Here is a 19,913-nt window from a genome sequence, read left to right as displayed (position 1 = left end):
GCTCTTCGGCGTCCAGTCCGCGTTCGAGAAGACCCCGAATCTCACCCGCGGTAGTCCCTGGGGTCTCTGACGCACTTCGACCCCACGCTGATGACGATGCGGTTCCGGGCGTCCAAGAGGGCGTCGACGCTGAAGCTGTAGCCGCTGACCGGGTCGTGGCCCGCCAGTTGCGGCCCTTTCCGCGGGTCGTCGGCGGGCACGAACTTCGTGATCTTCCATCCGACGCGCTCCGCGTACGCCTTCAATCGCATGACGGCCGGAACCGATCTGTCGGGTCGCATGTCCTCGATGCTCGAGAAGGATGCAATGTTGTACGGGCTGAACTCTCCGTCCTCGAAATACTGAACGTCGAACTGGTCACAGGGCGCGGAGCCACCCGTGGGAGGGGTGGCGTCCTTACCTGCGTCCAGAGCGTGGATGATCTTATAGAAGAAGTCGTCGAGCCCTTGCGACAGCTCCTTCTCGTCGGCGACCTTCAACTCGTCTTTCTTTCCATGGTGGGTGCACCCGGAGGCGGCGACGGCGAACAGCGTGATGATCACCAGGAAGGTCGGTAGGCGTTTCATGACGGCGGCTTGCCGGAGTCGAGGCCGACGCGTCCGTAATCGCCCAAAGTGCCGCTGGTCGATGTGCAGTTGCTTCACGTTGTCGACGCCCATCCCAGGGCTGCCCACTGCGACCATGTCGTCCACCCTCAGCCCATTGCCATGGGTTGCCGCCTCGCCGATGAGCCGTGTCCCGTAGCTGTGCCCGATCACGGTCACGTGACGGTGCTGACCGGCGCCGCCCTGCGTCTGACGTACCCCATCGACGAAAGCGGTCAAGGTGGCTGGCGGGTTGGCCTGAAGCGGACATGGCCAGGCTTGCTCGCCTCCCTCCGGCGGCGGCGGCGCTGGTGCTGGGTGATCTCCCTGGGGGGCGCTGGTTAGGGTGGCGGACTGGTGTTCTGGTACGTGGTGAGGGTGTGTGATGCGAATCGTTGTTGACGACCTGTCCGGGCGGGAGATCGCGGAGTTCCTGGACGAGCACGTTCAGGAGATGCGGTCCATTACGCCGCTGGAGAGCAAGCACGCCCTTGACCTCGACGGGCTGCGCGCGCCCGACGTCACGTTCTGGTCGGTGGTGGACGGCGGCGCCGTTGTGGGCTGCGGGGCGATCAAGCGGCTGGACGCGTCGCATGCCGAGTTGAAGTCGATGCGCACGTCGACCGCGCGCAAGCGGAGCGGCATCGCGTCGCGGCTGCTCGGGCACATCATCGGCGAAGCCGAGCGCATGGGATTCGCGCGGATCAGTCTGGAGACCGGCTCGGACGAGTTCTTCCTTCCGGCCAGGAGGCTCTACGAGCGGTTCGGCTTCGAGTACTGCGAGCCCTTCGCCGACTACCGTCCCGACCCCAACAGCGTCTTCATGACAAGAGCCCTCGGAACGGATACCAGCGCCTGAGCGCGGTGAGCCGATCCGGTCTCAGGCTGTGGGGTTATGGGGAGGCTGTGCGGGGGTAATGCGCGGGGATGTTCTTTGAGGGGTTCGCGCTGGATCGGGTCGATGTCGGTGAGGTGACGCTGCGGGTGCGGCATGGCGGTTCCGGGCCGCCGGTGCTGTTGCTGCACGGCCATCCGCGCACTCATGCCACCTGGCACAAGGTCGCGCCCCTTCTCGCCGAGCGGTTCACGGTCGTGTGCCCGGACCTGCGCGGCTATGGAGAATCGTCCAAGCCGCCGACCGACGCCGAACATGGGCCGTACTCCAAGCGTGCGATGGCCCGCGACCTGGTGAGTCTGATGCGCGCGCTCGGGCACACCCGTTTCACGGTCGCCGGTCATGACCGCGGCGCGCTCGTGGCGTTCCGGGTCGCGATGGACCATCCGTCCGCGGTCACCGGTCTGGTGGCCATGGACGGGCTGCCGGTGGTCGAGCACCTGGAACGGTGCGACGCCCGTTTCGCGGCGGCCTGGTGGCACTGGTGGTTCTTCGCCCAGACCGACAAGCCCGCCGAACGCGTCATCAACGCCGACCCCGACGCCTGGTACACCGCCACCGACGAGCACATGGCGCCCGAGGCGTGGGCCGACTACCAGAACGCGATCCACGACCCGGAGACGGTGCACGGCATGCTGGAGGACTACCGGGCCGGAGTGGGCATCGACCGGCGGCACGACGAGGAGGACCGGAGCGCCGGCCGCCGCGTCCGGTGCCCCACGCTGGTGCTGTGGTCGGCCAAGGACGACCTGGAGGACCTTTACGGCGACCCGGTGCGGATCTGGCGGGACTGGGCCGGCGATGTCCGCGGCCACGCCGTCGACTCCGGGCACCACATGGCCGAGGAGGCGCCCGCCGCGGTGGCCGACGCGATCACCGGATTCCTCACCGCCGGATGAGAGGCGGCGGGCGCTCGCCGTCCCGGCCGCTCTGTACGATCTGGGCGGGGAAGGGGTGTGGCAGCAGGTGGTCGCCCGAAGCAAGGCAGGCAACGAGCCGAGGGTCCCGCTGAGCCGGGAGCGGGTGCTGCGGGCCGCGGTGAGGATCGCCGACGAGGGCGGGGTGCGGGCGCTGACGATGCGCCGGCTCGCCGAAGAGGTCGGGGCCGAGGCGATGTCGCTGTACTACCACGTGGCCAACAAGGAAGAGGTCCTGGACGGCATCGCCGATGCCGTCGTCGCGGAGATCAACGAGGTCGTCGGCCGGATCGACATGCCCTCCGAGGGAGACGCGTGGAAGGCCGCGGTGCGGCGGCGGATCCTGGCGGCACGCGAGGTTCTGCTCCGCCATCCCTGGGCGCCCGGCGTGTTCGAGACCCGCACCGCGACGAGCCTTGCGGTGCTGCGGTACCACGACGGCCTGATCGGGCTCATGCGCGACGGCGGCTTCTCGAACGACCTGTGCCACCACGCCCTGCACGCTCTGGGAAGCCGGGCCCTGGGCTTCACCCAGGAGCTGTTCGATCCGGGCGACGGGGCGGACGGCGGCGACGACGCCGCGGCCGCGCTGGAGGGCATGGCCGGCGAGCTGCCGCATCTCGCCGGCATGCTGATGGAGGTCGTGCACGACGATCCGGATTCGACGCTGGGCTGGTGCGACGACCAGTTCGAGTTCGAGTTCGGCCTCGACGTGATCCTCGACGGCCTCGACAGGCTGCGCGCGACCCCCTGACCGTTCCCGGCCATCGGCCCTCCTTGTCGTCTTACGCCGTAAGAACTACCTTACGACGTACGACTTACAACGTACGAAACCTCGTGCGTGCCGGCCCGGAGGGGGCTGAATGAAGGCGTTCGTCGTGCGCTCGTACGGTGCACCCGAGGTTCTCCAACTCACCGATGCCGACAGGCCCGAGCCCGCGGACGGCGAGGTGCTGGTCCGCGTCCGCGCGACATCGGTACAGCCCTACGACTGGCACCACATGCGAGGCGAGCCGTACGTCGCCCGCCTGATGCCGGGCACGCTCGGCCTGCGCAGGCCGAAGATCGCGATCCTGGGCGCCGACGTGGCGGGCGAGGTGGAGGCGGTCGGCGGGAACGTGACCGCGTTCCGGCCCGGCGACGCGGTGTTCGCGCTGCTCGAACAGGGCGGCTTCGCCGAATACGTGTGCGTCCGGGAGGACCGGTTGGCGCCGATGCCGGCGAACCTGTCGTACGAGCAGGCGGCGGCGGTACCGCTCGCCGCCCTCACCGCGCTGTACGGCCTGCGCGATCAGGGACGGGTGGAGGCCGGGCAGCGCGTCCTGGTCAACGGGGCGTCCGGCGGCGTCGGGACGTTCGCCGTGCAGATCGCGAAGGCGTTCGGCGCCGAGGTGACCGGTGTCTGCAGCACCCGGAACGCGGACCTCGTCCGCTCGATCGGCGCGGACGAGGTCATCGACTACACCGCGCAGGACTTCACCCGGCACGGGCAGAGCTACGACCTGCTGCTGGACGTCGCCGGAAACCGTCCAGCACGGACGTGCCGGCGCGCGCTGACCCCCAAGGGGACATGCGTCGTCGTCGGCGGGCCGACGGGCCGGTGGATCCAGCCGGCCGGTCACGTCCTGGCGTCGGTCGCGCTCTCGCCGTTCGTGTCCCAGCGGATCGTCTCGGCCGACGTGTACGGACGGACCGGACACAAGCAGGGCCTGATAACGCTGACCGGCCTCATCGAAGAGGGGAAGGTCGCGCCGGTCATCGACCGCGGCTACCCCTTCGAGGACATCCCGGCGGCCATCGCCTACCAGGAGGGCGGCCGTTGCCGGGGCAAGGTCGTCATCACGGTCTGACGGCCGGACGTCCGCGCGCCTCAGACGAGGCGGACGTTGATGATGGCGGCGTCGGTCCACTGGTCGTCGACGCAGGCGCGAGCCCAGATCGCTTGACCGCGACGCGGTCAGATGTAGGCGTGCTCGGTGCGGATGTGCTCGCGAAGGGCGGTCAGTTCCAGCAGGGCCTGTTCGCAGTGGTCGCAGACCCACACCCCGCTCGGAATCACGATCTTCCGTTTGGCCGCGTCGTCCCGCGCGCAGGCCAGGTGGTAGGCCTGGACGGCCCGTCGCCACGTTCTCCGGAACAGCGATCGCATCCCGCTCCCTCCCAGCGCCGATGGATTGACGCCCAGAATAGAGGGAGCAAAAGGGTAAAACTTGCACGAACTAGGTAAAACCTGGCCCCATGTCCGTGCCCCGGCCCCAGCGAGACGGGGACGGGGCGCGGCACGGAGTGCCGGGCGTCACTGACCGATCTTGACTCCCGGCTCGCCGTAGCGGTACTCGAGCGGCCTGCTGGCCCGACGTCCCGGGATGTTCTGGTTCTTCCGGAACGCGAACAGCGGCAGGATCGTCCGGCCGTAGGTGTTCTCCATCATCATCGCGGCCGCCGTGTAGACGGCGATCCCCGCGGAGATCACGAACAGCCAGCCGCCGACGCGCAGCGGCCAGGTCGAGCCCGCCCAGAATCCCGCGGCGGTGAAGCCGGCTCCGGCGGCCAGCGGCCACAGGACCGCCGACATCGCCAGGTTCCTGCCCATCGCGGACAGTGCTCCCAGGCCGGTGATCACGCAGAGCGGGATGAACCAGAAGGCGAAGCTCTGGTTGACCACCCCGATCCGCGGACTCAGCGCCAGCGGGTAGACCCCGATGGCGACGAGCATGAACAGCAGGCCCCAGCCGAGCCAGAACGCGCCCCACATGCCGTGCATCGCGGTGGCGAGGCCGTCGCGCGCGCGGTAGGACCACATCCCGGCCAGGAACTGGGCCAGGCCGCCGAACATGATGACGAACGGGAACAGCACGAGCGGCGTGAGCGCCGACCCGTACCAGTTCGCCTGCCAGGCGCCCACCATCATCGTGGCGCCCGCGAACCCGAACAGTCCGAGGATCGACGGCGCCGCGATCGGCTGCAGGGAGATCCGCGTACGGTCCTCCCAGAGGGCGTGCATCTCCGGTTCGGCGGCGCCGCTCCTCGGCGCCGCGGACGCGGCCGGAGCGCCCCGCCCCGCTGGCATATCGTGCGCGGGCATGTCATGCGCGGGCACGTCGTGCCCGGTGCCCGCCATCGGCGTGCCCTCGCCGGGAACCGGCGAAGCCCTTCCTTCGGACCTTCTTCGATCCCTCATGACACTCCTCCCCGATAGGAGAATCTCCTCACCCCCTTCTAACCGTGAATCAGGAGGTGAAACGCACAAAACGGGCAACAGTGGGCGCGGGTAACGCCGTCCACATACCTGCGGCGCGCAGGGGGCAGAAGATTCGTGTGACAGCGGCGCAGGCGCCCGCCCCTTCGGGGGTGCGGGGAGCGGAGGGCGGACGTCAGGGGCCGATCCCGTGATCGCGCAGCGGTCCCACGGCGAGACCGGCGTCCCGGCACGACGCCACGACGGCGGGCAGCGCGCCCAGCGTCGACTTCCACGCACCCGGTGCGGACGTGACGTCGCTGTCGTGCAGCAGCAGCGTCGCGCCGCCCTCGATGCCGGGCGACAGCGCCGACAGCACCGACTCGGGCGTGGCGGACGCCGTCCAGTCCCGTCCCCATGCCGTCCACAGGATCGGCCGCAGCCCGTTGCGGCGGGCCGCCAGCAGCGCCTCCGCGCTCAGGGCCCCGTACGGGGGCCGGTACCAGCGGGGCCGCACGCCGCACACGTCCTCGACGAGCCGGACGGTCCGGGCGAGCTCGGCGCAGACCCGTCCCGGGCGGGTGAGCAGGGCGTTGTCGTGGTGCCAGCCGTGCACCGCGATCTCGTGGCCGTCGGCGGCGATGCGCCGGCCGACGTCCGGGTGCCGGCTCAGCATCGAGCCGAGCACGAAGAACGTCGCGCGGCAGCCGAGCCGGTCGAGCTCGTCGAGGAACAGCGGCGTGGACGCGCCGTCCGGGCCGTCGTCCAGGGTCAGCGCGACGTGGTCGGTGAAGCCGCGGCCGGCGATCCGGGGCGTCCGGCGGCGGACCGGGGCCAGCCAGGTCGCCGCGGGCAGGGTGTGCGCCAGCGCGACGCCCAGCGCGGCGGCGGTTCCGCCGAGCGCGACGGCAGGGACGCGACGTGCCCGGATACGTGTGTCCACATGACCATTTTGCATAGGGGGGTGCCATCTCATGGGCAAGCGACTCTTAATTCTCACAGCGGGCATGGGTGCGGGGCATGACGCGGTCGCCGGCGAGCTGGAACGGCGGGTGGCGCCACACGGGGTGGAGGTCACCGTGGTGGACGTGCTGGACCTCGTGCCGCTGCGGCTCGGGCACGCGCTGCGCCGCGCCTACGCGGGGACGATGAGGTCCGCGCCCTGGCTGTACGCGGCGGTCTACAGGGCGTTCTTCGTCTCCCGGCGGCCGGGGCCGCCGCACCCGCCGCCGCCGTCACCGCTGACCGCGCTGATCGCGGCGCGGTTGGAGCGGCGCGTCCGGGAGCTGCCGCCGGACGCGGTCGTGTCGACCTTCCACGTCGCCGCCCAGGCCGCCGGGCGGCTGCGCCGGGCCGGCCGGCTGGACGCGCCGTCCCTGGTGCTGGTCACCGACTTCGCCGTCCACCGGATGTGGTTGCATCCCGGAAACGACCGGTACCTGTGCCCGGACGAGGCGGCCGCGCGGACCGTGACGGCCGCGACGGGCCGTCCCGCCGTCCGGTGCGCGCCCCTGGTGCCGCCGCAGTTCCGCCGCCCCGGCGGCGCGGACGACGGCGCCCGGCTGCGCAAGGCGGTCGGGGCCGGGCCGGACGAGCGGGTCGTGCTGATCTCGGCGGGCGCGTGGGGCGTCGGGCGGGTGGTGGAGGCGGCGGGCGTGCTGTCGGCGTCCGGCCGGTACCGGCCGGTCGTGCTCTGCGGCCGCAACGGGCGGCTGCGCGCGCGGATCCTCGGCGCCGGCCTCGCCCCGGCCCTCGGCTGGCGCGACGACGTGCCGCAGCTGATGGCGGGCGCGTACGCGCTGGTCGACAACGCCGCCGGGATGACCTGCCGGGAGGCGTTCGCGTGCGGGCTGCCGGTGGTCTCCTACCGGCCGATCCCGGGGCACGGGCGCGACGGCGCGCGGGCCATGGCGCGCGGCGGGCTCAGCGTCTACGCGCACTCGCCCGCCGAGCTCGTCCAGGCACTGGACCGGCTCAAGGACGACGCGCTGCGCCGCACCCGCACCGCCCGGGTGGACGCGCTGTTCAGCGCCGAACCCGCCGAGAGCGCGGTGTGTGCGGCGATCGGCTGACGGTGTGCTGCTCGTGCAGCACGGGGGAGCGGGCGATCCCGATGCTGCCGACCAGGATCAGCGCGACGCCCACCAGCTCCATCGCGATCCACCCGCCGCCGCGGACGTGCTCGTCGAACAGGCCGACGCCGAGGCAGATGCTCGCCACCGGGTCGGTGACCGTGAGCGCCGGCTGCACCACGACCAGGGTGCCGCTGGCCAGCGCCATCTGCAGCAGCACCAGGCTGGCGACGCCCGTCGCGACCATCGCGTAGAGCTCCCAGGACGTGAAGGCGGCGCCGAGCCCGCTGTCGGTGATGATCTGGGTGGCCGTCTTCATGTACGCGGCGGTCAGCGCGAACCCCAGCGACGTCGTCATGCCCAGCAGGACGGCGCGCAGCGGGCCGCTGACGGCCCACGCCGCCAGGACCAGCCCGGCGCCGAGGCCCACCGTCACGGCGCTGGCGATCGTCCATCCGAGGGGGCCCGGCCTGCCCGGGCCCTCCGACGGGCTGGCGGCGACGAGCAGCGCGGCCAGCCCGGCGGTGAGCGCGCCGACCGCCGGCCACGGCACCTTGCCGAACGCGCCCGGCACCAGCCAGCCGAGCAGCAGCATGGTGAACGGCAGCTCGGCCGCCAGCAGCGGCTGGACCAGCGCCAGCCCCGCCCGGTCCAGCGCGGCGGCCTGGAGCAGGAACGCGGCGATCAGCGCGGCGATCCCGCCGAGCCACTCCGGCTTGCGCAGCAGGTCGGCGATCAGCGACGGCCGGAACGTGTGCTCGTCGGGCGCGCCCTTGGCGACCTGCCGCTGCAGCACCGAGGCCAGTGCGTTGGCGGCGGCGGCCAGGACCGCGAACAGCACCGACAGCATCAGCACCCCACCCCGTTGGCACCCACCCCGGTCAGCACTCCACCCCGTTCGTGCGCGCGTCCTCCCGCTCACCCGGCTTACCCAGGTACGGCGACCGGCCGAGCACCACGATCCCGGCGACCATCGCCGCCAGCCCGAGCGCCTCCAGCGCCAGGCTGCCGATCGACAGCCGCAGCCGCTCCCCGAAGATCACGATGCTGAGCGCGATGCCGGTCAGCGGCTCGGCCGCCGTGGTCGCGGGCAGCGAGATCCGCAGCGGCGCCGCGTCGAACGCGCTCTGCGAGAACAGCAGCGCGAGGGCCCCGATCAGCACCAGGCTGTAGGGCTGCCAGTCCATGAGGGCGCGCTTGCTCCCGTGGTCGAACAGCAGCAGCACGCTGCGGGTCAGGGCGTCCTGGAGCCCGTACAGCAGCCCGGCGGCGGTGGCCAGCGTGATCGCGCGGACCCGCAGGTCGCGGTGCTGGCCGGCGATCGTCAGCAGCCCGACGAGGCCGAGCACGACCGCGCCCGCGATCCAGCGCGGGGACAGCGTGCTCGGCTCGGTGCCCCCGTGCGGCTCCCCGATCGTCAGGAACAGCGCGACGCCCGCGGTGAACAGGATCGCGCCCTGCCACTCCGCGCGGCCCAGCCGCTCCCGGTAGATCAGGTGCGCGGCGACCAGCGCGAAGATCAGGTTGCTCGCCAGCAGCGGTTCGACCTCGGCGATGTCGGACATGTTCAGCGCCACCGCGAACAGCACCTGCCCGACGATCATCGTGCCGATGCCGGCCAGCCAGAGCCGGCTGCGCAGCAGGTGCAGCAGCAGCCGGGGGTGCAGCATCTCCTCCAGCGGCTCGCGGTAGGCGGCATGCTGCTGGGCGACGAAGCCGAGTCCGGTGAACGCGGCCGCCGCCACGGCGAAGATCATCCCGAAGAGGTTCATAAGGATCGGTAGATCCGCGCCCGGCGGCTCCGGGCCGCGAAGATCACGATGGACCCCTTACCCACGCCGGCCTGCATGAACCTGATCCCGCGGCGCGCGCGCCGGGGCGCCGGCCGGGCGGTGGTCCGGCGGCGGCCGGCCGCCGGTCCGGCGGCGGCCCGGCCGGATCCGGTCACGGCCATTCCACAAACCGACCGGCCGGTATGTACTACCGGCACGCTCGACCGTGGGAGTCCCATGCGCATCCGTGCCCTCGCCACCATCGCCGCGACCGCGCTCGCCGCACTGCTGCCCGCCGGTACGGCCCGCGCCGACACGACGCCCGGCGACCAGCCGCTGCCCGGCTACACCATCCAGAACCCGCCGCTCGCGCCCGTCCAGGTGCACGGCGCCCCGTCCCGCGTCCTGCAGGGCGTGCACCGGCACGCCGCCTACGACATCGAGGTGCCGCCGCACTGGAACGGCCGACTGGCGATGTACGCGCACGGCTACGCCGGGCAGGGCAAGGTGCTGGCGGTCGGCCCGCCGCCGTTCGGGCTGCGCCAGCGGATGCTCGACCAGGGCTACGCGTGGGCCGCCTCGTCCTACTACGACAACGGCTACGACGTGCGGGCGGGCGTGGTCGGCACCCGCGACCTCGCCGACCTGTTCGCCGCCGAGGTCGGACGGCCCCGGCAGCGGATCATCGTCGGCGCCTCCATGGGCGGGCACATCGTCGGCCGCTCGATCGAGCAGTACCCCGGCTACTACGCGGGCGCGCTGCCGATGTGCGGCGTCCTCGGCGACGACGCCCTCTTCGACTACTTCCTCGACTACAACGTCGTCGCGCAGGACCTGTCCGGCATCCGCGAGTACCCCGTGACCGCCGGCTACCAGACCACCACCGTGCCGAAGATCGAGCAGGCCCTCGGCCTCACCGGGCTGACCCCCGGCGGCCCCGACACCACCAACGCGCTCGGCAAGCAGTTCCGCTCCATCCTCATCGACCGGACGGGCGGCGCGCGCCCCGGCGCCGAGCAGGCGTTCGCGCTCTGGAAGGACTACCCCTTCACCCTCGCGACCCCGCCCGCACCCGGCGCCACGCTCGCGGAGGACCCGGGGCAACTCGCGACCAACCGGTTCACCCGCTACACGCCGAACACCCCGGTCGACGTCAACGGCACCGTCCAGCGGGTGCCCGTGGCGAACCCCGCCGCCCGGCTCTCGCACCGGCTCTCGCAGGTCCCGCTGATCGACGGGCGCCCGAACGTCCCCGTGCTGTCCCTGCACGGGCTCGGCGACATGTTCGTCCCGTTCTCCATGGAGGAGGTCTACGCCGCCGAGACCGCCCGGAACCACCGGTCGGGGCTGCTCGTCCAGCGGGCCGTCCGCACCGTCCAGCACTGCGAGTTCTCCAACGCCGAGGCCGGCGCCGCCTGGGACGACCTGACCCGCTGGATCGGCACCGGCCGGCGCCCCGCCGGCGACGTCACGACGAAGCCGTCCGTGGTCGCCCGTCCCGACTACGGATGCCGGTTCAGCGACCCGGCCGCCTACGCCGCCGGCACCGGCACCCGACGCCTGTTCCCCGCCTGCCCCGCCCGCTGACCCCGGTACCGGCCCGCGTCGGGCCGTCGTCGCTCGGCCCCCGCGACGACGGCCCGGCGCGGGTGTCCCGTCAGCGCGCCTGCTCCTGGCGCGGCTCCTCTGGGCGCGACTCCTCGCGCGGCTCCTCCTGGCGGGCCTCGTCGATGTGGGTGAGCTTGTCCGGGTTGGTCACCGCGTAGATGCCGCGGATCCGGTCGCCGTCCGGGGCCAGGTCGAGGACCATGACGCCGAACGGGGCGTCGTCGTCGTCGAACAGCAGCGCGGACGGGTCGCCGTTGACGGTGCGGTACCGGACGTCCAGCGGCCACCGCTCCCTCCCGGCGCCGCCGGTGACCGTGCGGGCCACCCGGTCGGCGCCGTGGATCGGGCGCAGCGCCGCCGGCCGCGCCTTGCCGCCGCCGTCGGTCCACAGCGTCACGTCCGGCGCCAGCATCTCCATCAGAGCCTGGATGTCGCCGCCCAGCGCCGCCCGCAGGAACCGCTCGGTGACCTGCCGCTGCACCTTCGGGTCCGCCTGGTAGCGGGGCCGGCGCGCGTGCACGTGCTCGCGGGCCCGGTGCGCCAGCTGCCGGACGGCCGACGGGCTGCGGTCCAGGATCGCCGCGATCTCGGTGTGCGCGTACCCGAACACCTCGTGCAGCACGAACACGGCCCGCTCCAGCGGCGTCAGCGTCTCCAGCACGACCAGCAGCGCCATCGACACCGCCTCGGTCCGCTCCGCCGACTCCTCCGCCCCCGCGTCGCTGACCAGCGGCTCGGGCAGCCACGGCCCCACGTACGTCTCCCGGCGGCGGTTGATCACCGCCTGCCGGGCGAGCGCGGTGTTCACCGCGACCCGCACCAGGTACGCGCGCGGGTTCCCGATCTCCTCCGCGCCGCCCGCGCCGTGCCGCGCCGCCCACGCCAGCCACGTGTCCTGCAGGACGTCCTCGGTGTCGGCGACGCTGCCGAGCATGTTGTAGACGACCGAGAACAGCAGCTCCCGGTGATCGGCGAACACCCGCGTCGCGGTGTCCTCGGCGGTGCCTTCGGGCATGGGTCGACCTCCTGTGCGCTCACCCCCTAGAGGGCCGTGCCCACCCGAAGTGTGACATCCCGCCGGTGGATGTGATGTGCGCCTCACCCCGGCACCGCGGTGTCACACTCGCCGGCCCGCCGCCCCTCTTTGGTGGCGAAAACGGGGCAATCCCGGCTCGACACAAGGGGGTCCTCCATGAGCCGCACCACGGAGTCCGGCACCGACGCGCCCACCGGCGCGAAGGACCGGGTCGACGTCTCGTTCATGTACGCGGTCCACGACGCCTTCCAGCGCGACCTCGACCGGCTGATCGCCATGGCCGAGGCCGGGGACGTCTCCGGTCCCGCGCTCCGCGCCGGCTGGGACCGGTTCACCACGTTCATCACCGTCCACCACACCGCCGAGGACACGCACCTGTGGCCCCTCCTGCGCGGCCGGGTCGCCGACACCGCCGTCCTCGACCGGATGGAGGTCGAGCACCACGCCCTCGACGGGCTGCTCGACGCCGTCGCGGCGGCGATCCACGGCCCCGCGGACGTCCTCGCCGCCCGCGCCGGGGAACTGGCGGAGGGCCTCACCGAGCACTGCGAGAACGAGGAGGAGCTGGCGCTCCCGCTGGTCCAGAAGCTGCTGACCCGCAAGGAGTGGAACGCCTTCGGCAACGAGCAGCGCAGCAAGCTCGGCATGAGCGGCGCCGCCTCCTTCTTCCCCTGGCTGCTGGACGGCGCGGAGGACGCCACGCGCCGCACCGTCCTCGGCATCGTCCCGCCGCCCGTCCGGCTGCTGTACCGGGCCGTCTGGCGGCCCCGCTACGAGCGCGCGCCCCGCTGGCAGATGCCGGCGAGCGCCTGAATCGGGAGACAGATCATGGCAACCACGGACGCCCCGGCGTCCTTCCTCGCGACCGGCCGCGGCAAGATCACCCTGACGCTGCTGTGCGCCATCGCGTTCCTGGACTTCATCGACGCCTCGATCGTCAACGTGGCGCTGCCCGCGATGCGCCAGGACCTGGACTTCTCCGTCCAGGACCTGCAGTGGGTGCCGTCCGGATACCTGCTCACCTACGGCGGGTTCATGCTGCTCGGCGGGCGGCTCTCCGACCTGCTCGGCCGCCGCCGTATCGTCGTCGCCGGCACGGTCCTGTTCTCGCTGTCGTCGATCGCCGGCGGCCTCGCGCAGAGCTCCGGGATGCTGGTCGGCGCCCGGTTCGCGCAGGGCATCGGCGCCGCGCTGATGCTGCCCGGCACCCTGTCCATCCTCACCACGACGTTCAAGGAGGGCGGCGACCGCGGCAAGGCGCTCGGCGTCTGGGGCGGCGTCGCCGGCGGCGCGTCCGCCGCCGGGGTGCTGCTCGGCGGGCTGCTCACCGACGGGCCCGGCTGGCGCTGGGTGATGCTGGTGAACGTCCCCGTCTGCATCATCGTGATCGCCGGACTGTTCCTGCTGGTCGAGGGCGACCGGCGGAGCGCGAAGCTGGCGAACTTCGACGTCCTCGGCGCGATCCTCGTCACCGGCGGGATGCTGCTGCTCGTCTACACGATCGTCAAGGCACCGGACGTCGGCTGGGGCGCGGCCCGCACCGTCGGCGGCCTGGCCGGCGCCGCGGTGATCCTGCTGGCGTTCCTGGTCAACGAGCAGCGCGGCCGCGACCCGCTGCTGCCGCTGTCGATCTTCCGGATCCGCGGGCTCGGCGCCGCCGACTTCACCCAGCTCGTCGCCCTCGCCGGCTTCCTGTCGATGTTCTTCTTCCTCAGCCTCTACATGGAGAACGTGCTCGGCTACTCGCCGCTGCAGACGGGCTCGGCCTACCTGCCGCTGTGCTTCGGCGTCGGGATGGCCGCCGGGATCACCTCCAAGCTGCTGCCCCGGACCGGGTCCCGGCCCCTGATGGTCGTCGGGCTGCTGCTGGCCGCGGCCGGAATCTACTGGCTGTCGCGCATCCCGGTGGACGGCGAGTACCTCACCGACCTGCTGCCCGGCCTCATGGTCACCTCGTTCGGGCTCGGGCTGGCGTTCGTGTCCATCACCGCCGCCGCCAACGCCAACGTCCCGGCCGGCCAGGCGGGCATCGCGGCGGCGCTGCTCAACGCCTCGCAGCAGCTCGGCGGCGCGCTCGGCCTGGCGATCCTCTCGGCCATGTCCACCGCCCGCACCCACGACCTGCTCGCCGACCGCAAGCCCGCGCCGGAGGCGCTGACCGCCGGCTTCTCTCGGGCACTGCTGACCGGCAGCATCTTCATCGCCGTCGCCGCGGTCGTCGCGCTGCGCGCCGCCAACACCCGCGGCGAGGTGGTGGAGCCGGCGGAGGCCGAGACGGAGGCCGTCCCGGTCAGGTAGGGGCGGGCTCCGGCCGCCCCCCGCGGGGCGACCGGATCAGGAAGGTGCCGGCCAGCACCACCAGGCCCGAGATCATCAGGACGAACTGGGCGGGGGCCATGCCCAGCGGCTCGTCGCCGGCCTCCTTCAGGAGGTCGGCGGCGCCCCCCGCCAGCAGCGCCGCCAGCGCCAGCCCGAACCGCAGCACCGCGTGGAACGCGGTGAGCGCCAGGTTCCGGTCCACCCCGCCGAGGCTCTCCTGCAGGTAGGTGATCCCGCCGACCAGCGCGCTCGTCGCCGCGGCGCCGAACAGCACCGCGCCGACGAACGACCACGGCTTGGACGCGAGCCCGCCCATCGAGGCGATCACCACGCCCTGCACGGCCGTCGCGATCCGCACCTGCGTCAGCAGGCTCCCGGTCTTGCGGTGCAACACCAGCAGCCCCACGACCGCGCCCACACCGAAGCACACCACCAGCGCCCCGAACCCGATCTGCCCCGCGTTGATCACGCTCTTGACGAACACCACGCCCAGCGAGAACAGCGCGCCGAGACCCAGCGCCACCACCGCGATCCCCGGCAGGACGCCCCGCACCACCCGCAGCTTCAACGCGTTGATGAACCCGTGATTCTCCCCGGCCTCCTGCTCGTCGCGCTCCATGGCCAGCTTCTCGCCCGGCCCCGGACCGAGATCCGGGATCGCCCGCACCGCCAGCCAGGACCCCAGATACGTCAGCGCGTCCAGCCAGAACACCACCACGTACCGCCAGTGGCCCTCCCAGCCGGCCTGGTTCGACAGCCAAAGGATCAGCCCGAACGCCCCCGCGCCCAGCGGGATCATCCCGTACGAGGTGGCCATCGTGATCCCGTTCGCCATCTCCAGCGTCCCGGTGTCGTGGTCGTCCTTGCCCTCCTCCCGGTCGTCGCCGATCAGGAACGGGATCGCCGCGTCCCGGGCGGGCAGGAACATCAGCCCGACCACCTCGATCATGAACGCCCAGACGTACACCCACCACAGCCACGGCACGATCGGCAGCGCCAGCGCCATGCCCACCCTGATCAGGTCGGACGTCAGCATCACGCTCCGCCGCCGCCAGCGGGTCACCACCCGCGCCGCCACCGGGGCGCCCAGCGCCGACGGCAGTAGCCGCAGCACCAGCACCCCGCCGACCGCCGTGGTGGAACCGCTCAGCTCCAGCACGAAGTACATCAGCGCGAGCGTGCCCATCCAGTCGCCGAGCGCCGACACCGTCTGCCCGATGATGAGCCGCCGGAAATCCGGCCGGGTCAGCTGCTCCTTGAGTGCCATACGGGTTCCATCCACGGTGTCCGGGGCCGCGCGCCGAGGGGAGTGTCGCCGGGACGATCGCGACCGCTGAGCAGCGCCGCCAGCCGGACCGCCGCGGCGTCCCAGCTCCACCGCTCCCGGGCCCACGCCCGCCCGGCCGCGCCCATCGCCGCCGCCCGCCCGGGATCAGCCAGCATCCGGTGCAGCGCCAGCGCCAGATCGTCCGGCCCGCCTGCGTCGACGAGCACGCCCGTCCGCCCGTCCACGAGGGCCTCCGGGCTGCCACCGGACCGGCCGACCACCACCGGCACCCCCGCCGCGGACGCCTCCAGCACCGAAAGCCCGAGCCCCTCCGTCTGCAGGCCGCACCGATCGTCCCGGCACGGCAGCGTGAAGACATCGGCGGCCGCATAGTAGAACGGCAGGTCAGCGGGCTTTATAGGGCCGGCCAGCGTGACCGTGCCCGGCGGCGCCTGCGCCGCCAGCTCGGCGAGCCGCCGCCGCATCGGACCGTCCCCGACGATGACCAGCCGCGCGTCCGGATGCCTGCGCACCACGTCCCCCCACGCCCGCAGCAGCACGTCATGCCCCTTGCGGCGCACCAGCCGCGACACGCTCAGCACCACCGGGCCCCTGCCCAGCCCATGCCGCCGCCGCACCCGCGCCCCGTCCAACCCTGGTCGGAACCGCCCGGTGTCCACCGCGCCCGCCATCTGCACCAACCGCGTCCGGTCGCCCACGGCCGCCTCCAGCGCCGGCAGCGTGCCCGCGCTCAGATGCGTGACCACGTCGAACGACCGCACCACCGCCCTCAGCGCCGCCCGCGTCGGCGGCACCCGGAACCACCCCAGCTCCTGCCCGTGCGTCGACCCGACCAGCCGCCGCACCCCCGCCGCCCGCACCAGCGGCGCGTACAGCCCGAACGGTGCCACCGCCGTGATCCACGCCGCCTCCGTCCCCTGCCGCGCCACCAGCCTCCGCAACCCCCGGAACAGCAGGTACCCGTGCCGCCTCACCACCGGGAACTCCAGCCCCGCATCGAAGTCCGCCGCCCCCGGCGACGCGGGCGCCACGACGACCACCCGGTCGGCGGGCAGCCGCCGCACCAGCTCCCACGTGAACGTCTGCACACCGCCCGACTCCGGCGGAAAGTGCCCACTGAGAACCAGAGTCCGCGGCATCTCCATGCGCCCACGAATGCCCGCACAGCCGCCCCCCAACCAACGACCCCCACCACAATCCCGCCCCGCCCCACCGCGAGCCCCTCACCCGCGGACGCCACCCCACAGCCGCCCCCGGCCCCAGCCTGTGCCAACCCCCGATCAAGCCGCCCAATACCGCGCCCCCACCCACCCCCAACCGCATCCCACACCCCCTCCACCAAGCCCGCCTGCGGGCCCGCCACATCCCGGGCGCCACCGTCGACGACGTATCCGTGAACCATCCACCGAGGCGAAGCTCGTCGTTGACTCGGTCGGCCAGGTCACGGCGCAGCGCACGCCGCCCCTCCGCCAGGCGGTGCGCCGCGCAACAATCATTGGGGAACCACTTTGGGAACGGCCGAGCGTGACAGTGCTGCCTCGGCTCACAAGCCGTCCATTTCGTTGACCAACGCGCCATCGAAGCCTGGCCGGAAACTTGTTCTCCGTGCTCAGGTCAGAAGCAAGGGATGTTCGCTTCCGGCGACGACGTTCACAGCCCATTTCTCTTGCGTCAGTCGAGACGGCAAGTACAGAGAACCCATCAGTGTTGCCGTGTTTTCCGCAGATTCTTCAAGACCTCCTTGGCCAGAAGAGTGGCGTTCGCCGTCACGTCCGGGCCAATGGTCGGGCTGGATCGGTCCGCTCCAGGTATGTAGGAAACCGTAAACTCAAGGTTTTCGTCCCTTGTATAGACATCAATCGAACCGTTAGCCGGCGACGGGTGAGGAGAAAAGAGGTCATTGCCTCTGATGAATGCCTCGTTTCCGATTCCGTGCAGCTCTCGGCACGTCACTCCACGGCAGGCCGAACGGCCAAATTTGAAGTCCCTGGCCGCAGAATCGTTGCCGCCGTTCTTCTTGGCATGAAAGACCTCCGCCAATCTCAACGAGGGGCCCGTTGGGGTGCTATTCCAATCGCACACCGACTGCTTGTCGCCCGAGCGCGCACTTGAGGGTCGCGATGACAGGGGCGGTGCACTATTGCCCACATATCTTTGTAGCGATGAGGCACCGATCAGCGTGCATGCATCGACCGTGTCGGTATAATTTTGATCATGCCGATGGGATGCAGTGGCGCAGCCCATCGCGAGCAGCAGCGTCAGGCCTAGCGTGGCTATGCCTGCTCTCATTGTGGCTTCCATGCATGCAGATCGAGGAGCCCATCTGTCGGCCTGGGGAGCGGTCGAATGCCATTGATGTTCTTCAAAGCCACGCTCAAAGCGTTAGTGTAGCCCTTATTTGCTTCGATGGCGGCATTGATCAAGTTGGTGACATTATCGGCGAACTCGGAGAGCAGGGAAGTGAAATGACTCAGGACGAGAGCAAGCGAGACGCCGTCGGTTGGGCCGGCCAGGAACACCTCCGCCACCACCTTCCAGTCACTGAGCAGCCCGCCACCGAAGTCCAGCAAGCTCTGGGCGCATTTTGAAATAAACGTTATACCATCTTTGTATGCATCTATCACGGCCGAATACATTTGGCTGGTCGCGTCCAGAGCGCCTTGGAGGGCGGTTATGTTGCTAGTGATCGTCGCCTTGACGTCGATCGCGTAGGAGTTGAATCCGCGTGCGGCGCCGCCGTCCCACCTGGCTTGTACCTGACTGTGTGCACGAGAAATTCCCTCGTACGAACCGTTCATGGACCGGATGGCATTCTCCCATTCCGTTACCGCACGCTGAATGTTGCCGGGATGCCCGATCATATCCTGTACCATGTTCAGGGCATTCAGAGCTTTGTGATGGTTGGTTATCTTGGCGGCTTTCTCCACCGTAGCGGCATCGTCATGAGGAAAAGGAGCCGGCTGTTCCAGTGTCGTCATTTCGGCATGTCCCGCAGCATGTTCCGCAGCTTGTCGATGCTCTTGTGCTCCGCATGGCCGTAATTTGCGGCTACGAGCTCCAGCGAGTATGTCATCAGATCCAGATTTCCTACCCCCTGGTTTATCTGCTGCCAGGCGTGATCGACACCTGCGTTGTACTTCGAAAAGACATCCGTCATCTTTCCTATAACGCCGAGGTCGTCTGGACCTATTTTGGCGTTCGCAAGTGTATTCGTGATTTCACGCCAACTCTGACCGGCTGTACTCAAGTACTTTGTTGCTTCGCGGAGAGATTCCCGTTGCACGCTGTACTTATCTGCCATGCGCGGAGTTCCTTCTTTGTTGATTAGGAGGGACTGCCGAACGTATCGCGGGGAAAACGGCTAAGCGCTTCTCGAGCTGCCTGCTCTGCGGTATTGATCGCGGTTACCAGCTCTCTGGCGAAGGTTTCTGCGTTACATCTTCTTATCTGCCATGGATCGAGGTATATTGCTCGAAGTCGAGCCATTATGTCCACTTCGATAACACCCAGTCCGCCCCTTATTTCGACCGCGAAGTTCGAATTTGAGCTTTGTCGAGCATCGGCTGCCGCTTTTCGGGTCTCGGCTTGCAGCGAGTCGACGAGGTTTCCCAGCGCCCGGACCTTCTCCGCGATCTCGTCACTGATCGACATGATCCCGGCCGACCTCAATCTCCGACCAAAGTGACGCCGCCCAGTCTTTGGCCGCCATCGAGCGTGCCTGTGAGATTGCTGACATTATGAGAGTAGCAATTGTTTTCGACTGTTCTCGTTTGAGCAAGTGGGGTGATATGTGCAACTGTAGTATGCAGCCGTTGCCGTCGACCGTCACGATAGCCCCGTTGTTACTGCTGCCGCCAGTGTACTGTCGACTCGATGCCTCCTCAATCGTGAGAGCCAATTTGTTCTGCTGGACCTCAAGAAGATTCTGGTTCTCGTCGGCATTTAGGGCAACTTTGCTGAGGTCGGATGCCGCCGGCTCGAGTGACTGTGCGTCTTCTGGAGTCAAAGGCAAGATCCTGTATTGCGCCGTGGGCGGCACAAATGAGCGCGCTTCAGGCCCGAGTGGGCTTTCAGTGGGAGCTGCCGACCGATCGGGCTGGCCGTCATCGACGTTGTTACGATGGTAAGCTGCTGCTCGCCTGCGCTCTTGAACTTCCTGGGCTGTACGCGGTGCTTTTGGGACACTGACGTTCAGTTGAGCCTTCAAACTGTTATCGTCTTTGCTCATTGAAAGTTCACCTGGT

22 protein-coding genes are annotated in these 19,913 nt (G+C 70.3%); 8 read left to right on the top strand and 14 right to left on the bottom strand.

Annotated elements, in window-relative coordinates:
- Positions 1-41: 41 nt before the first annotated feature.
- The gene (locus tag ACA514_RS22125) at positions 42-824 is read right to left on the bottom strand and encodes an alpha/beta hydrolase (protein ID WP_375043099.1); all 783 of its coding nucleotides are present in this window, start codon (positions 822-824) and stop codon (positions 42-44) included.
- A 145-nt stretch (positions 825-969) separates the two neighbouring features.
- On the opposite strand from ACA514_RS22125, the gene ACA514_RS22120 reads away from it, so the two are divergent.
- The 4 genes from ACA514_RS22120 (at position 970) to ACA514_RS22105 (ending at position 4,246) form a co-directional block, all read left to right on the top strand.
- Positions 970-1,443 carry a GNAT family N-acetyltransferase gene (locus tag ACA514_RS22120; RefSeq protein WP_375043098.1) on the top strand — a complete coding sequence of 158 codons (474 nt, stop codon included), beginning with the start codon at positions 970-972 and terminating at the stop codon, positions 1,441-1,443.
- Positions 1,444-1,511: 68 nt separating this feature from the next.
- Complete coding sequence (locus ACA514_RS22115; protein ID WP_375043097.1) at positions 1,512-2,378, top strand: alpha/beta fold hydrolase; 867 nt, start codon at positions 1,512-1,514, stop codon at positions 2,376-2,378.
- Between the two features lie 67 nt (positions 2,379-2,445).
- A complete protein-coding gene (locus ACA514_RS22110) occupies positions 2,446-3,150 on the top strand; it encodes a TetR/AcrR family transcriptional regulator C-terminal domain-containing protein (protein WP_375043096.1) in 705 nt (234 codons plus the stop codon).
- Between the two features lie 109 nt (positions 3,151-3,259).
- A complete protein-coding gene (locus tag ACA514_RS22105) occupies positions 3,260-4,246 on the top strand; it encodes an NAD(P)-dependent alcohol dehydrogenase (protein ID WP_375043095.1) in 987 nt (328 codons plus the stop codon).
- 107 nt (positions 4,247-4,353) lie between these two features.
- On the opposite strand, the gene ACA514_RS22100 is transcribed toward ACA514_RS22105, so the two are convergent.
- From ACA514_RS22100 to ACA514_RS22090, 3 genes are all read right to left on the bottom strand, one after another.
- On the bottom strand, positions 4,354-4,545 hold the full coding sequence (locus ACA514_RS22100; protein WP_375043094.1) for a hypothetical protein: 192 nt from the start codon (positions 4,543-4,545) through the stop codon (positions 4,354-4,356).
- Between the two features lie 147 nt (positions 4,546-4,692).
- Positions 4,693-5,577, bottom strand: coding sequence for an acetate uptake transporter family protein (locus ACA514_RS22095; protein WP_375043093.1), 885 nt, complete (start codon positions 5,575-5,577; stop codon positions 4,693-4,695).
- Positions 5,578-5,770: 193 nt separating this feature from the next.
- Positions 5,771-6,517 carry a polysaccharide deacetylase family protein gene (locus tag ACA514_RS22090; RefSeq protein WP_375043092.1) on the bottom strand — a complete coding sequence of 249 codons (747 nt, stop codon included), beginning with the start codon at positions 6,515-6,517 and terminating at the stop codon, positions 5,771-5,773.
- Positions 6,518-6,581: 64 nt separating this feature from the next.
- On the opposite strand from ACA514_RS22090, the gene ACA514_RS22085 reads away from it, so the two are divergent.
- Positions 6,582-7,646, top strand: coding sequence for a hypothetical protein (locus ACA514_RS22085; protein WP_375043091.1), 1,065 nt, complete (start codon positions 6,582-6,584; stop codon positions 7,644-7,646).
- On the opposite strand, the gene ACA514_RS22080 is transcribed toward ACA514_RS22085, so the two are convergent.
- Together ACA514_RS22080 and ACA514_RS22075 are read right to left on the bottom strand one after the other, a co-directional pair.
- Positions 7,600-8,496 (bottom strand): DMT family transporter, encoded by an 897-nt coding sequence (locus ACA514_RS22080; protein ID WP_375043125.1) that lies wholly within the window; start codon positions 8,494-8,496, stop codon positions 7,600-7,602. The two genes, ACA514_RS22085 and ACA514_RS22080, sit on opposite strands and share 47 nt — an antisense overlap.
- 31 nt (positions 8,497-8,527) lie before the next feature.
- A complete protein-coding gene (locus ACA514_RS22075) occupies positions 8,528-9,403 on the bottom strand; it encodes a DMT family transporter (protein WP_375043090.1) in 876 nt (291 codons plus the stop codon).
- Between the two features lie 252 nt (positions 9,404-9,655).
- On the opposite strand from ACA514_RS22075, the gene ACA514_RS22070 reads away from it, so the two are divergent.
- Positions 9,656-11,005 (top strand): hypothetical protein, encoded by a 1,350-nt coding sequence (locus tag ACA514_RS22070; RefSeq protein WP_375043089.1) that lies wholly within the window; start codon positions 9,656-9,658, stop codon positions 11,003-11,005.
- Between the two features lie 70 nt (positions 11,006-11,075).
- Here the strand turns inward: ACA514_RS22070 and sigJ are convergent, their stop codons facing one another.
- On the bottom strand, positions 11,076-12,041 hold the full coding sequence (gene sigJ / locus ACA514_RS22065) for an RNA polymerase sigma factor SigJ (RefSeq protein WP_375043088.1): 966 nt from the start codon (positions 12,039-12,041) through the stop codon (positions 11,076-11,078).
- A gap of 177 nt (positions 12,042-12,218) precedes the next feature.
- Between sigJ and ACA514_RS22060 the strand changes: the two genes are divergently transcribed.
- Positions 12,219-12,875, top strand: a complete 657-nt coding sequence (locus ACA514_RS22060) for a hemerythrin domain-containing protein (protein ID WP_375043087.1) — start codon at positions 12,219-12,221, stop codon at positions 12,873-12,875.
- Between the two features lie 15 nt (positions 12,876-12,890).
- Positions 12,891-14,360, top strand: coding sequence for an MFS transporter (locus ACA514_RS22055; RefSeq protein WP_375043086.1), 1,470 nt, complete (start codon positions 12,891-12,893; stop codon positions 14,358-14,360).
- Here the strand turns inward: ACA514_RS22055 and ACA514_RS22050 are convergent.
- The 7 genes from ACA514_RS22050 to ACA514_RS22020 all read right to left on the bottom strand — a co-directional run bounded on the left by ACA514_RS22050 (position 14,353) and on the right by ACA514_RS22020 (position 19,897).
- Complete coding sequence (locus ACA514_RS22050) at positions 14,353-15,648, bottom strand: MFS transporter (protein WP_375043085.1); 1,296 nt, start codon at positions 15,646-15,648, stop codon at positions 14,353-14,355. The two genes, ACA514_RS22055 and ACA514_RS22050, sit on opposite strands and share 8 nt — an antisense overlap.
- Positions 15,627-16,757: a glycosyltransferase family 4 protein gene (locus ACA514_RS22045; protein ID WP_375043084.1), complete on the bottom strand. Its 1,131-nt coding sequence runs from the start codon at positions 16,755-16,757 to the stop codon at positions 15,627-15,629. Before ACA514_RS22045 ends, ACA514_RS22050 begins: the two co-directional genes overlap by 22 nt.
- A 613-nt stretch (positions 16,758-17,370) precedes the next feature.
- Positions 17,371-17,958 (bottom strand): hypothetical protein, encoded by a 588-nt coding sequence (locus tag ACA514_RS22040; RefSeq protein ID WP_375043083.1) that lies wholly within the window; start codon positions 17,956-17,958, stop codon positions 17,371-17,373.
- Positions 17,955-18,647, bottom strand: coding sequence for a WXG100 family type VII secretion target (locus tag ACA514_RS22035; RefSeq protein ID WP_375043082.1), 693 nt, complete (start codon positions 18,645-18,647; stop codon positions 17,955-17,957). Before ACA514_RS22035 ends, ACA514_RS22040 begins: the two co-directional genes overlap by 4 nt.
- Positions 18,644-18,970 (bottom strand): hypothetical protein, encoded by a 327-nt coding sequence (locus ACA514_RS22030; protein ID WP_375043081.1) that lies wholly within the window; start codon positions 18,968-18,970, stop codon positions 18,644-18,646. The genes ACA514_RS22035 and ACA514_RS22030 overlap by 4 nt, the downstream gene beginning before the upstream one ends.
- A 23-nt stretch (positions 18,971-18,993) precedes the next feature.
- Positions 18,994-19,320 (bottom strand): hypothetical protein, encoded by a 327-nt coding sequence (locus ACA514_RS22025; protein ID WP_375043080.1) that lies wholly within the window; start codon positions 19,318-19,320, stop codon positions 18,994-18,996.
- Positions 19,307-19,897 carry a YbaB/EbfC family nucleoid-associated protein gene (locus ACA514_RS22020; protein ID WP_375043079.1) on the bottom strand — a complete coding sequence of 197 codons (591 nt, stop codon included), beginning with the start codon at positions 19,895-19,897 and terminating at the stop codon, positions 19,307-19,309. The genes ACA514_RS22025 and ACA514_RS22020 overlap by 14 nt, the downstream gene beginning before the upstream one ends.
- Positions 19,898-19,913: the final 16 nt, after the last annotated feature.

It is taken from the genome of Actinomadura sp. NTSP31 (assembly GCF_041951385.1).
In the GTDB taxonomy this organism is placed as follows: Bacteria; Actinomycetota; Actinomycetes; order Streptosporangiales; family Streptosporangiaceae; genus Spirillospora; species Spirillospora napierensis.
The sequence above is the reverse complement of the archived record's forward strand: the minus strand, read 5'-3'. Positions and strand labels throughout refer to the sequence as shown.

Coding starts and splice junctions, on each gene's coding strand:
- ACA514_RS22120 (WP_375043098.1), top strand. CDS start 970: ATGCGAATCGTTGTTGACGACCTGTCCGGGCGGGAGATCGCGGAGTTC.
- ACA514_RS22060 (WP_375043087.1), top strand. CDS start 12,219: ATGAGCCGCACCACGGAGTCCGGCACCGACGCGCCCACCGGCGCGAAG.
- ACA514_RS22095 (WP_375043093.1), bottom strand. CDS start 5,577: ATGAGGGATCGAAGAAGGTCCGAAGGAAGGGCTTCGCCGGTTCCCGGC.
- ACA514_RS22105 (WP_375043095.1), top strand. CDS start 3,260: ATGAAGGCGTTCGTCGTGCGCTCGTACGGTGCACCCGAGGTTCTCCAA.
- ACA514_RS22080 (WP_375043125.1), bottom strand. CDS start 8,496: ATGCTGTCGGTGCTGTTCGCGGTCCTGGCCGCCGCCGCCAACGCACTG.
- sigJ (WP_375043088.1), bottom strand. CDS start 12,041: ATGCCCGAAGGCACCGCCGAGGACACCGCGACGCGGGTGTTCGCCGAT.
- ACA514_RS22085 (WP_375043091.1), top strand. CDS start 6,582: ATGGGTGCGGGGCATGACGCGGTCGCCGGCGAGCTGGAACGGCGGGTG.
- ACA514_RS22035 (WP_375043082.1), bottom strand. CDS start 18,647: ATGACGACACTGGAACAGCCGGCTCCTTTTCCTCATGACGATGCCGCT.
- ACA514_RS22055 (WP_375043086.1), top strand. CDS start 12,891: ATGGCAACCACGGACGCCCCGGCGTCCTTCCTCGCGACCGGCCGCGGC.
- ACA514_RS22050 (WP_375043085.1), bottom strand. CDS start 15,648: ATGGCACTCAAGGAGCAGCTGACCCGGCCGGATTTCCGGCGGCTCATC.
- ACA514_RS22115 (WP_375043097.1), top strand. CDS start 1,512: ATGTTCTTTGAGGGGTTCGCGCTGGATCGGGTCGATGTCGGTGAGGTG.
- ACA514_RS22020 (WP_375043079.1), bottom strand. CDS start 19,897: ATGAGCAAAGACGATAACAGTTTGAAGGCTCAACTGAACGTCAGTGTC.
- ACA514_RS22030 (WP_375043081.1), bottom strand. CDS start 18,970: ATGGCAGATAAGTACAGCGTGCAACGGGAATCTCTCCGCGAAGCAACA.
- ACA514_RS22075 (WP_375043090.1), bottom strand. CDS start 9,403: ATGATCTTCGCCGTGGCGGCGGCCGCGTTCACCGGACTCGGCTTCGTC.
- ACA514_RS22070 (WP_375043089.1), top strand. CDS start 9,656: ATGCGCATCCGTGCCCTCGCCACCATCGCCGCGACCGCGCTCGCCGCA.
- ACA514_RS22040 (WP_375043083.1), bottom strand. CDS start 17,958: ATGAGAGCAGGCATAGCCACGCTAGGCCTGACGCTGCTGCTCGCGATG.
- ACA514_RS22025 (WP_375043080.1), bottom strand. CDS start 19,320: ATGTCGATCAGTGACGAGATCGCGGAGAAGGTCCGGGCGCTGGGAAAC.
- ACA514_RS22100 (WP_375043094.1), bottom strand. CDS start 4,545: ATGCGATCGCTGTTCCGGAGAACGTGGCGACGGGCCGTCCAGGCCTAC.